Raw genomic sequence first — 14,317 nt, 5'->3', positions numbered from 1 at the left:
GGGACAGTATGCGACGCAGGACGGTCAAGTCGGCATCGAGGGCGTTCGAGGTGCTCGAACTCTTCGCCGATCTGCGCCGCCCGCTGCGGCTCAACGAGATCCACACCGCCCTGGGCTATCCGCAGTCGAGCACGACCACCCTGCTCAAGAGCATGGTGATGAGCGGCTATCTCAACTACAGCCGCCACAGCCGGACCTATTTGCCGACAACGCAGGTCAGCGCGCTCGGCAACTGGCTGACCGGCCATATCGTCGCCGATCCAGCCTATCGCGATCTGGTCGAAGGACTGCAGCGGATCACCGACGAAACGGTGGGGCTCGCCACCGAGAACGACCTCTACATCCAATATGTGCTGTTCCGCGAGCCATCGCACGACTTCAAGTCGGTGCCGCGCGAAGGGGTCATGCGCCCGATGATCGATTCGGCGGCGGGCCTCGCCCTGCTCAGCCAGATGAAGGATCGCCAGATCGAGAAGATCTTCCGCTATTCCCATTATTACCGGATGGGCGAAGGCGAGGCGCACAGCCTCGACCACCTGATGCAGGATATCCGCTGGATCAGGCAGATCGGCTATGCGCACCATGAGAACCGTCCCGACCCCGGCCTGTCGGCGATCGCCATGCCGCTGGGCCAGACGATGTACGGCGTCCGCCTCGCGATCGGCGTGGGCGGACTGGTCGACCGTATCGCCAAAGCCAAGTCCGATATCGTCCGGGCGATGCGCGAGCAGGTCAGCGCCTTTCATCTCGCCAACCGCGATGCATTCCAGAAGCCATCCGACCCTGCAGAGGTCGACGATGAGGATGGCGACCAGAGCGATCAGCCGGATTGATCTTTTTTATGACTATCGTTTGAAATAGTCGCGCAACGTCCCTATCCATCCTATCGTCCCGCAAAATCGAAGGGACGGGATGCCATGACGATATCGAGCGATGAGCGCGCGGGACAGGGCGTGAGCCGGCGCGTGCTGCTGGCGGGTGCAGGGCTTGCCGCCACAGCTGCGGCCCTGCCGACCAGGGCGCAGGCTATGGCTGCCGACGGAGCATGGGATCAGGTGGCAGACATCGTCTGCATCGGGAGCGGCGCCGCCGGCTGCAGCGCAGCCGTGACGGCGGCCTCCGCAGGCGCCAAGGTCATCCTGCTGGAGAAAATGCCTTTCCTCGGCGGTACCACCGGCAAATCCGGCGGCGTCGCCTGGATCTGCAACCACTTCGGCCTGCGCGCTCAGGGGGTGAAGGACGAGAAGGCCGATGCGATGGCCTATATGTGCCGCTTCTCCTTTCCGCAGCTCTACGATCCGACCAGCCCGACGCTGGGTCTGGCAGAGGCCGATTATCACCTGATCGAAGCCTTTTACGACCATGGCTACAAGGCGATCGACCATCTGCAGACGGTGGACGCGGTGCGCTTCAAGCAGTTCCGCCTGTGGGGCATCGACGAGCCGGCGCCCGACTATGCCGACCATCTGCCCGAGAACAAGGTTCCTACGGGCCGCGCACTGGAGCCTGTGACGGGCTCCGGAAGCCAGGGCGGCGGTAACCTGGCCATGCAACTGACCGACTGGCTCGAACGAAACAAGGTGCCGGTCCTCACCGAAACCCGTGTCACACGGATCGTCATGGACGACGGCCGAGCGGTCGGCGTCGAGGCGGAGGCCAATGGCAAGACGCTCCGGATACGCGCACGCAAGGCGGTCATCTTCGGCACCGGCGGCTATGCCCACAATCTCGACCTCGTCGGGCTGCACCAGACCGCGCTCTACGGTTCCTGCGCAATGCCGGGATCGACCGGCGACTTCATTTCCATCGCCGGGGCAGCGGGCGCCGCGATGGGCACGCTGGACGGCGCCTGGCGGACGCAGGTGCTGTTCGAAGAGGTGCTGGAAAGCCGCGAGCTCGGCGTATGCGCCTTCTTTCTCCCGGGTGACTCCATGGTGTTGCTCAACAAATATGGCCGCCGCGTGGTCAATGAGAAGCGCTGCTACAATGACCGGACGCGCGTCCATTTCGCTTATGATCCGGTTCGAGACGAATATCCCAACCAGCTTCTCTTCATGCTGTTCGACCAGCGTTCGCTGGATCGCTTCGGCGGCGCCTATCCGATGCCGGCGAAAGCGTCCGAAAGCCCCTATCTGGTAAAGGGCGAAAATTGGGACGCTCTGTTCACGCGGCTCGACGCGAAGCTGGCCTCGTTCGGCGGAAGGAGTGGCGGCGTCAGGCTGGATCCGGGCTTCGCAGCAGCGGCCGGCGAGAGCATCCGCCGCTATGACGGCTTCGCCAAGGCCGGTCGCGATGCCGATTTCGATCGCGGCGCGCAGCTCTACGACGTTCAGTGGCACAAGCTGTTCTCGGCGGCACGCGAAGGCACCCCATATGGCGCCAACCCCTATCCGAACCTCACCATGCATCCGTTCGCGGCTGAAGGCCCCTATTATGCCTTCATCCTCGCGGCAGGCGCGCTCGACACAAATGGCGGGCCGCGCATCAACCACCATGCGCAGGTGCTGTCCGCAAATGGTGAACCGATCCCGGGGCTGTACGGCGCAGGCAACTGCATCGCGGCGCCAACCCGCAACGCCTATTATGGCGCCGGCGGCACGATCGGCCCGGCGCTGACCTTCGGTTACATTGCCGCCAACCACGCGTTGAAGGGGACGATCTGAGCTGCCCCGCTCACCGAGACGGGCAGGCAACGTTTTAGCATCCGCCTCTCCCCGTCATCCCCGCGAAGGCGGGGATCCATAACCTCCGAACCGCAAGAGGTTCGGCGCCAGCGCATATGGATTCCCGCCTTCGCGGGAAAGACGGAGCACGAATAGGTGTGAGGGGCGTCGCTTTCCTTTTGCCGGCCGATCGGCTATGGCGATGTCGCTGACGTCGTATGCGACGGATAACGGGCCGCTTTGGCTCCCCTTTGTCCCTTTCAAGCCTCACGAAGCCGGGATGCGCCGCTGTTGGCGCATGCCCGTCATGCCTATGGGACAAGGATACTCCCCATGATCACCGGTACCGTCAAATTCTTCAACATCGACAAGGGCTATGGCTTCATCGCGCCGGAAGACGGCAGCGGCGACGCTTTCGTCCATATTTCGGCCGTCGAGCGGGCTGGCATGCACACTCTCGATCGTGATCAGCGCGTCTCCTACGAGCTGGAAACGAACAATCGCGGCAAGACGAGCGCCGTGAACCTTCAGGCGGCGTGATGCATGGGGCGGGCGTATTGCGATACGCCCGCCGCTTTCCCATCCCGCGTTACAGAGGAACCGTCATGTCCAGAGCCGTGAACATCCAAGCCACGCCCGACCATATCACCCAGAGCTGCGCCAAGATCGGTGCCAGCATCACGGCCATCGAGGCCCTTACCTCGGGTGGATCGCGGGTCGTGCTCAGCAACGCCGCCGGCTGTGCCGCGATCACGCGTCACTATGGCTCGAAAGTCATCACCGGTCGCGTCACGCGCCAGCCGCTGCGCTCATTGCGCGGCTGACCGCCGGGCAATCGCCTGCCGGCCGGGGTCAGCCCGGCGGCAGGAGGCCCGCTATGTGCTGGGCCAATATCTCTCGCTGACGATCGGGTGACCATCGATCGGGATCATAGACCGCCTGGGTCGCGATACCCGCCGCCGCACTCAACAAAGCCTGGGCAATCAGAAGCGACCGGTCGCCTTCGGTCACGGCACCGCTGGAAATGATCGCCCGATGGAACAGGTCGACCGCCTCGCGGCTGCGCTGGCGCTGCTCCGCAAGGAAGGATTCGTCGGTGGTGGCAAGCCCCCAGAAGGCCAGCCAGATACGCCAACTGTCCATCCGCTCTTCGTCGAGCGGCAATACCGCCGACAATATGTCCTGCAACGGAACGCCCGCCATGGTCGCCTCGTCGATGCGTGACGAGGTCCGTTCCATGCGCAAGCGGTAGGACGACAGCAGCAACTCGTGCTTGCTGTGAAAATAGTGCGACACGATCGAGGTACTGCACCCCGCAAGCGCGGCGATGTCGCGGACCTTGGTGCCTTCGATGCCGCGCTGTGCGATCAGTGTCGCAGCGATCTCCGCCACCTGCCGACGGCGCGCTTCGTGATCGACGATCTTGGGCATCTGGGGTCAACGCTCCTTCCGCCGCGCTTATGGCGTCATTGGTGCAGCGCAACAACATCATTCCTCCGCATAAAGGCCAGCTTGGCGCGACCGGCCGGAGCGTGTCGAAAGGGTGCAGGCGCAGTTCCGGATGCACGGGCGCGCGACGTGAGAGGACGCCGATGACCGAGACAGCGAAGCGACTGCCGGCCGACCCGCTGCTGGTCGCCACCTATTTTACTTTGGCGGGCGACGTGCACCCTTTTGCTCCGAGCACCGTGAGCCCGATTCCCTTCGCCACCCGCGCCGAAGCCGCCAGCCGCGCCGGCTATCGCGGCATCGGGCTGGGGGCGCAGGACGTGCTGCATCTCCTGGCGACGCTCGGCGCCCGCGAGATCCGCAGCATCGCCGCGGCGAACGGTCTGGAACTGATCGAACTGGAAGTCCTCGTCGACTGGTATGCCGCCGGCGAGCGGCGACGGGCATCCGACCAGCTGCGGGCCTCGCTTCTCGCCGCCGCCGCCGACCTGGGCGCGGTGCATCTCAAGGTTGGCGGCGATCTCGCAAATGGCGATTGGCCGCTCGACGGGGTGATCGAGGACTTCGCCGGTCTTTGCGACGACGCGGCGCGTGCCGGAACCGGCATATGCATCGAGCTGTTTCCGGGCAGCTCGATCGCCGATCTGAAGACGGGCACCGCGATCGTCGCGGGCGCTGCGCGGCGCAACGGTGGCCTGCTGATCGACATCTGGCACATGGTGCGGGGCGGGATCGACTTTGCGGAGATCGCGGCGATGGACGCTTCCCACATCCTGCATGTCGAAATCGACGATGCCGACGCGGTGCAGCAGGGCTCGATCATCGACGATACGATCGACCGGCGCCGCCTGTGCGGGGAAGGCGACCTGCCGCTCCCGGCCTTTCTGCAGGCCATTGCGGAAACCGGCTATAGCGGCGCCTGGGGCGTCGAGATATTGTCGGTAGAACAGCGCGCCCGCGATCCGGAAAGCGCCGCTCGATGCTCCTTCGAGGCGGCAAGACGCTTCTTCCCGCGCGCCAGCGCCCCCGGCCCGGATGCCATCGGTTAACGGAGAATAACCGAACACACTTTATCAGACGTTCATCTTTGCCGGGCATAGCTGCATCCATCGCATTGGGTGGGTGGCTGCGTGCAATCTCAGGTCTTTCATGATCCGACCGGCAGACGGGCGTTTCTCGTCCGCTGGACGTTTCGCGCAGCTTCGGTCGCGCTGCTGCTGGCCGCACTGATTCTGGGCGTGGCGCTGTTCACCTTCGACCAGCGTGCGGCCCCCGCCCTTCCCGACTTTCGATCGACGGGCGCGCCCTTCGTCATGCCGGCCGCGTCCCGCGACTCTGCCGCCGGATCCTGGCTCCCGGAACGCCCGCGGGCGGTGCCGACCGCCATGCGACGCCCGGAACGCACGGGCTTCTACATGCCTTGGGATGCGGCGAGTCGGCAGTCGCTCGCCGCGCATGCCGGCGAGCTCGATTATGTCGCCGCCGGTCTCGCCACGGTCACGGGTGCCGGTCACCGATGGCGGCATGAAAGCGACCCGCACCTGCACCAGGTGCTCGGCCGGCAGACGCGGCAGAAGCTGCTGCTCATGGTGCAGAATGTCGGCATCGAGACCGGATGGGATGGCCGCAACAGCGCGCGCCTGTTCGCCGACCGCAGGGCGCGCGCGACGCTGATCGACAGGATCGAGCGGGCGGCACTTGCCGACGATGCGCGCGGAGTCGTGCTGGACTTCGAAAACCTTCCTCCCACCGCGCATGATGCCTATCGGCGCTTCCTCGGCGAGGCACGGCGAAGGCTCGCTGCGCGAGGGCTGCTGCTGACGATCGCCGCCCCCGTCGGCGACGAAGCGTGGGACTTGGGCCGCTATGCGCCGCTGGTCGATCGCCTGTTCCTGATGGCCTATGACGAGCATTGGCCCGAAGGCGAGCCAGGCCCCATCGCGTCACAGCCCTGGTTCGCCCGCGTCGTGGGCGATGCGGTCAGGGCGGTCGGCGCGGACAAGGCGACCATCGCGATCGGCAATTACGGCTATGACTGGGGTGCCGGGGTCGCCGAACCGATAACCGTCGCCCAGGCGTGGGAACGCGCCGCAGCGGCCGGCGTACTGCCCCGCTTCGATCCCGTGACCGGCAACAGCCACATCGTCTACCGGAAGGACGGCGTCGTTCACCAATTGTGGTTGCTCGACGCCCTGAGCGCCTGGAACAACCTGCAGACCGCGCGACAGCTCGGCGCAGGCGGTATCGCCCTCTGGCGTCTCGGCAGCGAAGATCCCGGCTTCTGGAGCGCCCTGGGGACGCCGTCAGGACAGGTCCCGCCCGTGCAGGCCATCGCCAATCGCGAGGATGTCCAGTTGCTGGGAGAGGGCGAGATCCTGCGCCTGGCCAGGAGCGCGCAGCCTGGGCGGCGCGACATCGCGCTCGACACGAGCGGCCTGATCCGGAGCGCCCGCTATGCCGCCCTTCCATCGCATCATGTCGTGCAACGGGCCGGGCTGCAGCCCCGGCTCGTCGCGCTGACCTTCGACGACGGACCCGACCCCCGCTGGACGCCGCAGATCCTCGACGTCCTCAAGCGCGAGGGCGTCCCGGCGACCTTCTTCGTGACCGGCGCCAACGCGCTTGGCGAGGCCGCGCTGCTGCGCCGGATCGTGGCCGAGGGGTCCGAGCTGGGCAACCACTCGACGACCCATCCCGATCTCGACCGTCTTCCCGAAGCTGCGATCCGCTTCGAGATCAATACGACCCAGCGGCTCGTGGAAAGCTATACCGGCCGATCCATGCGCCTGTTCCGCGCGCCTTATCTCGGGGACGCCGAACCGAACACCTCGGCCGAGCTCCACGCCTCCACGGTCGCTGCGGAAATGGGCTATCTGTCGATCGGCCTGAACGTCGACCCGCTCGACTGGACCGCGACGACAGCCGACACCATCGTGCGCCGCACCGTCGAGCAGGTCGCCTCCGGCAAGGGCCGGCGGGCCACCCAGATCGTCCTCCTCCACGATTCGGGTGGAGACCGCAGCGCGACGGTCGAAGCGCTGCCCGGCATCATCCGCGCGCTGCGGGCACGCGGTTATTCCTTCGTCACGGTCTCGCGACTTGCCGGGCTCGATCGGGACGCGGCGATGCCCCCGCTCGCCGGGACTCGCGAAGCCGCGGCGCAAGGCGCGCGCACGCTGTTCGGGATCGTGGCCTGGGCCGGAAAGGCGCTTGGCCTGCTCTTTACCGTCGCGATCGCCCTCGGCATCGGACGCGCGCTGCTTCTCACCCTGCTCGCCTGGCTGCAGTCGCGCCGCGCGGCGCCCCCCTGCCCGCCGGCCCATCTCGTCCCCGCCTTCGTGTCGGTCCTGATCCCCGCCTATAATGAGGAAAAAGTTATCGAGGCGTCGGTGCGCCGTGTTCTCGCAAGCACCGGCCCCCGCATCGAGGTCATCGTGATCGACGACGGTTCGGCCGATCGGACCGCTCGCATCGTCACCGACGCCTTCGGCATGGATCCCCGCGTCACGCTGCTGACCCTGCCGAACGGAGGCAAGGCACGCGCCCTGAACGAGGGACTTCGCATCGCCCGGGGTGAGGTCGTGATCGCGCTCGACGCCGACACCCAGTTCGAACCCGATACCATCGCGCGGCTCGTCCGCTGGTTCGCCGATCCGGCGGTAGGCGCGGTCGCGGGAAATGCGAAGATCGGCAATCGCGTCAACCTCGTCACCCGCTGGCAGGCGCTCGAATATGTGACGGCCCAGAATCTGGAGCGTCGCGCGCTCGCGGCCCTCGGAGCCGTGACCGTCGTGCCCGGCGCTGTCGGCGCGTGGCGGCGCACCGCCCTCGACGTGGTCGGCGGTTATCCGCACGACACCCTGGCCGAGGACCAAGATCTGACGATCGCGGTCCAGCGCGCCGGCTGGACCGTGGCCTGCGATGTCGACGCCATCGCCTGGACCGAGGCGCCCGACAGCTTTCGCGCGCTGTTCCGCCAGCGCTATCGCTGGGCTTTCGGCACGCTGCAATGCCTGTGGAAGCATCGCGGCATATTCCTGAGCGGGCGTCCGCGCGGCCTCGCCCTGGTCGGTCTGCCGCAAGCCTGGCTGTTCCAGATCGGCCTGGGTCTGGTTTCTCCGCTGATCGACCTCGCCCTGCTCGTCAGCATCGCCGACACGGCGCTGCGCACGTCCAATCGCGGCTTCGCCATGATGCAAACCGACCTTCGTACGATGCTGGGCTTCTGGCTCGCCTTCGCCGCGATCGACGCAGCCAGCGCCTGGTTCGCGTACCGGCTCGACGGGCGGGAAGGACGACTGCCGCTGCTGCGCCTGCTCGCCCAGCGCTTCGGCTATCGGCAGCTTCTCTACGCGGTGGTGCTCAAGGCCGTCCTGTCGGCGCTGCGCGGCCCCCGGGTGGCCTGGGGCAAGCTCGATCGCAGCGGCGTCATCCAGATTCCGTTTCAGCGTGGCGCAGCGCCTGCGGCCAGGATGCATATCGCCGCTCCGCTCGACGAGGCCGCCTGACGACCGGGCGGATCTTTCCGCCGGGGGAAGAGCGCCGGACCGCAACAGTTCCCGGTTGATAAAACCATATTTCATGTGAATATGGCCACAACTCATCCCAGCCGGCGCGGCCCCGCCGCCGATTTCGGAGGATTTCTGCCTTGCCAAGCGGCCGATCGGCGACGATCAGCCGGGGCGGCCGCGCAGGACCATCTCCGAAACGCATGCCGCAGGGACGACGACAGGGGGACTAGCGATGACGGACATCATGACGATCGCCGAGCAGTATCTCCTGCCCGCGGCCCTCTGGCTGGTGATGTTCTCCATGGGTGTCGGGCTGATGCCGCGCGATTTCGCCCGGATCGTCGAGAATAGTCGCGCCTTCCTGGTGGGTGTGGGAAGCATGTTGCTGCTCGTGCCGCTGTTCGGCACGGCGCTCGCCATCGGCTTCGCCCCGACACCTGCGCTGATGATGGGCTTCATCCTGCTCGCCACCTGCCCTGGCGGCATATTGTCGAACCTGCTGACCGATCTCGCCCGGGGCAATGTGGCGCTCTCGGTTTCGATGAGCCTGTTCGTCAGCGTGGTCTATATCTTCACCCTGCCGTTCATCACCTATTTCGGCCTCGACTTCGTTTTCGGCGAGGGCCAGTCGATCACGATTCCCGTCGGGGAGTCGATCAGTAAGATCCTGACGATAACCGTTTTCCCTGTTGCGACGGGGATGCTGTGCCGAAAGCTCCTGCCGGCCTTCGCCCTGCGGATCGAGCCCCTCGTCAAGACGCTGTCGACCAGCGTGCTCGTCGTCGTGTTCGGCATGATCGTCGTGCAGCAGTGGGAGACGCTGAAGCAATCCTTCGGCATCGTCCTCGCGATCGTCCTGGCGATGAACATCTGCAATCTGGGGATCGCCTTCCTCGCCTGCCATCTGGCCCGCATCGGCCGCCGCGAGCGCATCGCGATCGGGATGGAACATATCGTCCGTCAGGAGGCGACCGCGATCTTCGTGGCGGTCACGCTGCTCGACCGCAACGACATGTCGCTGCCGATGATCATCAACACCTTCATCGGCATGGCGGTGGGCATTCCTTTCGTCACATGGCTGCGCGCGCGTTCGGCACGGCTTGGCGCGGCCGACGATGCAGTTCTTCCCGATGCCATCAACCGGAGCTGACACATGGATCTGAAGCGAATTTCCTCGGGGTCGCGGTTCGAGGAACTCGCCGCCTATTCGCGCGCGGTGGTCGACGATCTTTATATTCATGTGTCTGGCACGGTCGGGCCCGATCCCGAGACCGGCACCATGCCAGAGGATGCAGCCGAGCAGGCCCGCAACATCGTCCGCCTGCTGGCCGGCGTCCTCGCGGCCGAGGGCGCGGACTTCCGCCATGTGGTGCGCAACCGCGTCTTCCTGACCGATCCCGCCGACCTGATGGCGGTCGCGGCGGTGTTGCGGGAGACCTTTGGCGCATGCCCCCCGGCGAACACCACCCTGATCAACGGCATCCCGGCACCTGGCGCCAAGGTCGAGATCGAAATCACCGCACGGCGCCCCGCCGCCTGACGCACACCCACAGGAATTGACGATGACCAAGCTGGCCAGCCGGATCACCGGGACCTCGAAGAAGAGCTACGGCATGTACGAACAGGCGCTGCGCCTGGACGCCGACGACCTCATCCATCTGGAACTCGGCAGGCCGGTGCACGACACCCCCGCCGTGATCAAGGAGGCGGCGATCACGGCGCTGTGCGAGGGCCATGTCCATTATGGCGACATGATGGGAGAGCGGGCGCTTCGCTCGGCGCTGTCCGTGAAGCTGCGCGACTTCAATGCGATAGATGCATCGCCCGACGAGATCCTGGTCACCAACGGCCTGACGCAGGGCTCTTTCGCGGCCTTCATGGCGCTGGTGAACCCCGGCGACGAAGTCATCCTGCTCGATCCTTATTATCCCCAGCATGTCGGCAAGATCGAGCTGGCAGGAGGGCGCGTGGTGACCGTGCCGCTCGACGCCGATAACGGCTTCGCGATCCGCGCCGACTGGATCGATGCTGCCATCACCCCGGCGACGCGGATGATCGTGCTGGTCAATCCCGCCAATCCGACCGGGCGCGTCTATACGCGTGCGGAGCTCGAGGCGCTTGCCGATGTGGCGATCCGGCACGACCTGATCGTCGTCTCGGACGAGGTCTATGAATATATCACCTTCGGCGCTCGCCACGTCAGCATCGCGTCGCTGCCGGGCATGCGCGAGCGAACGGTCTCGCTGTTCGCCTTTACCAAGGCCTATGCGATGGACGGGTGGCGGCTCGGCTATGCCGTCGCAGCCCCCGAGATCGTGGCGGGACTGGTCAAGATCTCGACCAGCGCCGTCACCCATGTGAACAGCTTCATCCAGTTCGGCGCACTGGCGGCCGTTACCGATGGGGCGGCCGAGATGCAGGCGATGGTAGACGACGACCGCCGGAAGCGCGATCTGGTCGTCAGCCGCCTCAATCAGATGCCGCAGGTCCGCTGCGCCGAGCCGCAGGGCACGATCTATGCTTTCCCGGATATCAGCGCGACCGGCATTCCCGCGCAGCAGCTCGCCGAGCGTCTCCTCCATGAGGCGCATGTCGTGGTCGAAGCGGGCAGCTTCTATGGCACCGCCGGCGAAGGCCATCTCAGGATCTGCTTCGGTTCCGAGCCGGAAGACCGCATCACAGAGGCGCTCGATCGCCTCGGGCACTTCTTCAACGCGCTCTGAGCCGAGGCTTGCGGAGATTACCAGCGCAGGGGAGGTTTCCGTTTCCTTGCGGCTGTGATTTGTAAGGATGTGAAGAGGAGAGGCTCGACCTTTGGCGCATATACACGCGCGAAGGAACGTCTATTCTTCGAAGGTGGGGCATTGGCTGCGACGATATCGTTGAACCGCAGCCATCGGACGTAGCGGAGTGGATGGAATTGGCGAGCGAAGCTGTCAGGAAGACGATCGGGGCGAATGGTGGGGAGCCCGGGGATCGCAGCGTCTACGATCCCAGCAATCCGAGCTTCCGACTGGAAAACTCCCCCTTCTACCTGATGGCGCACGCCGACTTCAAATATCATGAGGACATGGACAAGGTCCTGCACAAGCATGGCGTGTCCAAGCCGATCTACCGCGTTATGACAGTGCTGCGCGAACGCCAGCCGGCCAGCATCGGCGCGATCGCCGAAGCGGCGCTTACCAAGCGCTCGACCGTCAGCCGGATCATCGATCGCATGGCCGAACAGGGCCTGGTGTCGACCGAGCCCAATGCCGAGGACAACCGCGTCACCGAGGTAAGGCTGACCGAAGATGGCCGCCAGTTGCTCGCCAAGCTGACCCCGATCGTGGGGCGGCAGTTCGTAAGGGCAATGGAAGGGGTCAGCGACCGGGATCTCGGCGTGTTGCTCCGCACCTTGCAGAAGATCAGCGCCAACCTGTCGAAGCTACCGATCGAGTAGGCCGCCTTCAGCCGCCTCACCCGTCAGGCCCAGCCGGGCCGCGACGGCCTCGACCGGCGTGCCAGGCTTCACCAGCAGCCATCGTCCAGGCGAACGCGCGTCGATGGCGACCACGCGGCCCTTCGGGCAAAGCTTGAGACAGGGCGTCTCGATGACGCCATAGTGGGCCTTGCGGCCCTTGCGGCGGTTGCCGAGCGCCCGCAGCGCTTTTGCCAGCGGCACGCGTTCGTCTGGGCCGAAGCCCCCACCGACGCGTTTGCTGCATTTGCGGCACACGAGCGCGACGCCCGTCCAGTTCGACTGCACATGATCCGGCATGGTGGTTCCAACGCCCGAACGCTCGATCGGGCCCGCCTCCGCCGGTCTCAGCACAAAAAAAGGGGCGACATCGCTGCCGCCCCTTTTCATCCTGAAGAGCCGAAGGCGATCAGCCGTTCAGCGCATCCTTGAGCGCCTTGGCGGCGGTGAAGGAGATCTTCTTCGAGGCGGCGATCGTCAGCGTCGCACCCGTGGCCGGATTGCGGCCCTCGCGCGCGGGACGGTCGGTGACCTTGAACTTGCCGAAGCCCGGCAGCGAAACTTCTTCGCCCTTCTGGGCAGCGTCGGTGATGGCCTTGAGAGCCGCGTCGAGGACGCGCTTGGCAGCGGCCTTATCGATCCCCTGTTCGGCGGCGACAACGCCAGCGATGTCGGCAGTGTTCATGATCACTCCTGGTCTTGCTTGATGAAAATCCCTTTGCGCCGGGGTCCGACGCAAGGCGCCTCTTGTGCGCGGCTCTTTCTTGTGGAGCAATTGGAAAGTCGCGCGAAATCCGGAAAAAAACAGGTCTCGATCGATTTTCGCGCCTTTTTTTCGACGAGTCGCCCCCATGTGAGGCTGCAATCCCGCTCCGGGAGGGATCAATTCTCCGTCGGACAAGGCTCCACGAGCAGTTTGTCGATGCGTCTGCCGTCCATGTCCACCACTTCGAAACGCCATCCGCGATAGTCGAACGACTCACCGGTTACGGGAAGGTGTTTGAGCCGCCAGAGTGCAAGGCCGGCAACGGTGGCGAAGTCCCGGTCCTCCGGCAGATCGAGCCCGAGCCTCTCTCCAAGAGCGTCCGCGGAGGCTGTTCCCGACACGAGAAGGCTGCCGTCCTCGCGCACGACGACCGCCGGATCGGTGTCGTAATCCTTGTCGGACGCAAACTCCCCCGCAATCGCCGCGAGCAGGTTGGCCGGTGCGACCAGGCCTTCGAAATGCCCATATTCGTCATGAACGAAAGCCATCGGCACTTCCGCCTCGCGCAGGGCCTTCAACGCGTCCATCGCATCGACATGATCCGGCAGCACGATGCCCTTCTTGAGCATGGCGCGCAGGTCGATCTCCGCCCCGCCGAGCAGCGCGCGGACCAGGTCTCGCGCATGGATGACGCCCAGAAGCTGGTCGACCGAGCCGTCTCCCACCGGCATGCGCGTGTGCGGCAGCTCCGCCAGTTGCGCACGAATTGCATCGGCATCGTCGTTGATGTCGATCCATTCGACATCGGTACGCGGGGTCATCACCTCGCGGACAGGCCGGTCCGCAAGCCGCACCACACCCGAGATGATCGCGCGTTCGCTTTCCTCGATCACGCCCGCCGACGAAGCCTCCGCGACGATGAGGTGGAGTTCCTCCGCCGTCACATGATGTTCGGATTCTCGGTTCAAGCCCAATATCCGGAAGACGAGCCCACTGGTCTGGTCGAGCAGCCATACGAACGGTGCGGTGACCCGCGAGAGCCACAGCATCGGCACCGCGAGAAAGGCCGCGATCGGCTCCGGCGCCCGCAGCGCGAACTGCTTCGGTACCAGTTCGCCCACGATCAGCGAGAGGAAGGTCGTGATGGCGATGACCAGAACGAAGCCGGCTTCCGCCGCGCTGCTCTCGGGCACGCCGACCAGCACCAGCCTTTCGCCGACCGGTCCACCCAGACTCGCCCCCGAATAGGCACCGGCAAGGATGCCGATCAGGGTGATGCCGATCTGCACCGTCGACAGGAATTTACCGGGGTCGGCTGCAAGCAGGATCGCCGTCCCCGCGCCGCGCCGCCCGGACCGCGCCATCGCCTCGAGGCGCGCCCGGCGCGCCGATACGATCGCGAGCTCCGACATGGCGAAGACCCCGTTGAGCGCGATCAAAGCCACGATCACTACGAGGTCGAACCAGGGAAAAGGGGTCAGGGGGGCTGTATGCGGCATGGCGCTTCCCATGCTCATGACGTGAATTT

The 14,317-nt window shown here is 65.5% G+C and carries 14 protein-coding genes; 10 read left to right on the top strand and 4 right to left on the bottom strand.

The features are described 5' to 3' along the window. The first annotated feature begins 8 nt into the window (after nucleotides 1–8). The 4 genes from G6P88_RS15360 (at nucleotide 9) to G6P88_RS15345 (ending at nucleotide 3,487) form a co-directional block, all read left to right on the top strand. Nucleotides 9–833 carry an IclR family transcriptional regulator gene (locus G6P88_RS15360; RefSeq protein ID WP_165323949.1) on the top strand — a complete coding sequence of 275 codons (825 nt, stop codon included), beginning with the start codon at nucleotides 9–11 and terminating at the stop codon, nucleotides 831–833. Nucleotides 834–917: 84 nt separating this feature from the next. Next, the gene (locus G6P88_RS15355) at nucleotides 918–2,663 is read left to right on the top strand and encodes an FAD-dependent oxidoreductase (RefSeq protein WP_165323948.1); all 1,746 of its coding nucleotides are present in this window, start codon (nucleotides 918–920) and stop codon (nucleotides 2,661–2,663) included. Between the two features lie 333 nt (nucleotides 2,664–2,996). Beyond that, entirely contained in the window at nucleotides 2,997–3,203 is a 207-nt protein-coding gene (locus G6P88_RS15350) for a cold-shock protein (protein ID WP_165323947.1), read from the top strand. A 65-nt stretch (nucleotides 3,204–3,268) separates the two neighbouring features. Then, nucleotides 3,269–3,487 carry a hypothetical protein gene (locus tag G6P88_RS15345; RefSeq protein WP_165323946.1) on the top strand — a complete coding sequence of 73 codons (219 nt, stop codon included), beginning with the start codon at nucleotides 3,269–3,271 and terminating at the stop codon, nucleotides 3,485–3,487. Nucleotides 3,488–3,515: 28 nt separating this feature from the next. Here G6P88_RS15345 and G6P88_RS15340 read toward each other — a convergent pair whose 3' ends face one another. Beyond that, nucleotides 3,516–4,094, bottom strand: a complete 579-nt coding sequence (locus G6P88_RS15340) for a TetR/AcrR family transcriptional regulator (protein WP_165323945.1) — start codon at nucleotides 4,092–4,094, stop codon at nucleotides 3,516–3,518. A gap of 161 nt (nucleotides 4,095–4,255) precedes the next feature. Here G6P88_RS15340 and G6P88_RS15335 point away from each other — a divergent pair, with 161 nt between their 5' ends. From G6P88_RS15335 to G6P88_RS15310, 6 genes are all read left to right on the top strand, one after another. Next, complete coding sequence (locus G6P88_RS15335) at nucleotides 4,256–5,161, top strand: sugar phosphate isomerase/epimerase family protein (protein WP_165323944.1); 906 nt, start codon at nucleotides 4,256–4,258, stop codon at nucleotides 5,159–5,161. Between the two features lie 81 nt (nucleotides 5,162–5,242). Further along, nucleotides 5,243–8,620 carry a glycosyltransferase gene (locus G6P88_RS15330; protein ID WP_165323943.1) on the top strand — a complete coding sequence of 1,126 codons (3,378 nt, stop codon included), beginning with the start codon at nucleotides 5,243–5,245 and terminating at the stop codon, nucleotides 8,618–8,620. 235 nt (nucleotides 8,621–8,855) lie between these two features. Continuing rightward, nucleotides 8,856–9,773, top strand: a complete 918-nt coding sequence (locus tag G6P88_RS15325) for a bile acid:sodium symporter family protein (RefSeq protein WP_165323942.1) — start codon at nucleotides 8,856–8,858, stop codon at nucleotides 9,771–9,773. Nucleotides 9,774–9,776: 3 nt separating this feature from the next. After that, on the top strand, nucleotides 9,777–10,163 hold the full coding sequence (locus G6P88_RS15320) for a RidA family protein (RefSeq protein WP_165323941.1): 387 nt from the start codon (nucleotides 9,777–9,779) through the stop codon (nucleotides 10,161–10,163). Between the two features lie 22 nt (nucleotides 10,164–10,185). Then, a complete protein-coding gene (locus G6P88_RS15315) occupies nucleotides 10,186–11,346 on the top strand; it encodes a pyridoxal phosphate-dependent aminotransferase (protein WP_165323940.1) in 1,161 nt (386 codons plus the stop codon). Between the two features lie 197 nt (nucleotides 11,347–11,543). After that, the gene (locus G6P88_RS15310) at nucleotides 11,544–12,065 is read left to right on the top strand and encodes a MarR family winged helix-turn-helix transcriptional regulator (protein ID WP_206335788.1); all 522 of its coding nucleotides are present in this window, start codon (nucleotides 11,544–11,546) and stop codon (nucleotides 12,063–12,065) included. Here G6P88_RS15310 and G6P88_RS15305 read toward each other — a convergent pair. The 3 genes from G6P88_RS15305 to G6P88_RS15295 form a co-directional block, all read right to left on the bottom strand. Further along, nucleotides 12,051–12,383, bottom strand: coding sequence for a hypothetical protein (locus G6P88_RS15305; RefSeq protein ID WP_165325229.1), 333 nt, complete (start codon nucleotides 12,381–12,383; stop codon nucleotides 12,051–12,053). The two genes, G6P88_RS15310 and G6P88_RS15305, sit on opposite strands and share 15 nt — an antisense overlap. Nucleotides 12,384–12,492: 109 nt before the next feature. Then, nucleotides 12,493–12,936: an HU family DNA-binding protein gene (locus tag G6P88_RS20460; RefSeq protein ID WP_282097764.1), complete on the bottom strand. Its 444-nt coding sequence runs from the start codon at nucleotides 12,934–12,936 to the stop codon at nucleotides 12,493–12,495. Nucleotides 12,937–12,965: 29 nt separating this feature from the next. Next, nucleotides 12,966–14,306, bottom strand: coding sequence for a hemolysin family protein (locus G6P88_RS15295; RefSeq protein ID WP_206335787.1), 1,341 nt, complete (start codon nucleotides 14,304–14,306; stop codon nucleotides 12,966–12,968). Nucleotides 14,307–14,317 lie beyond the last annotated feature (11 nt).

The organism is Rhizorhabdus phycosphaerae (genome assembly GCF_011044255.1).
In the GTDB taxonomy this organism is placed as follows: Bacteria; Pseudomonadota; Alphaproteobacteria; order Sphingomonadales; family Sphingomonadaceae; genus Rhizorhabdus; species Rhizorhabdus phycosphaerae.
Note: the sequence above shows the minus strand (reverse complement) of the source record. Positions and strands in the feature narration are given on the sequence as shown.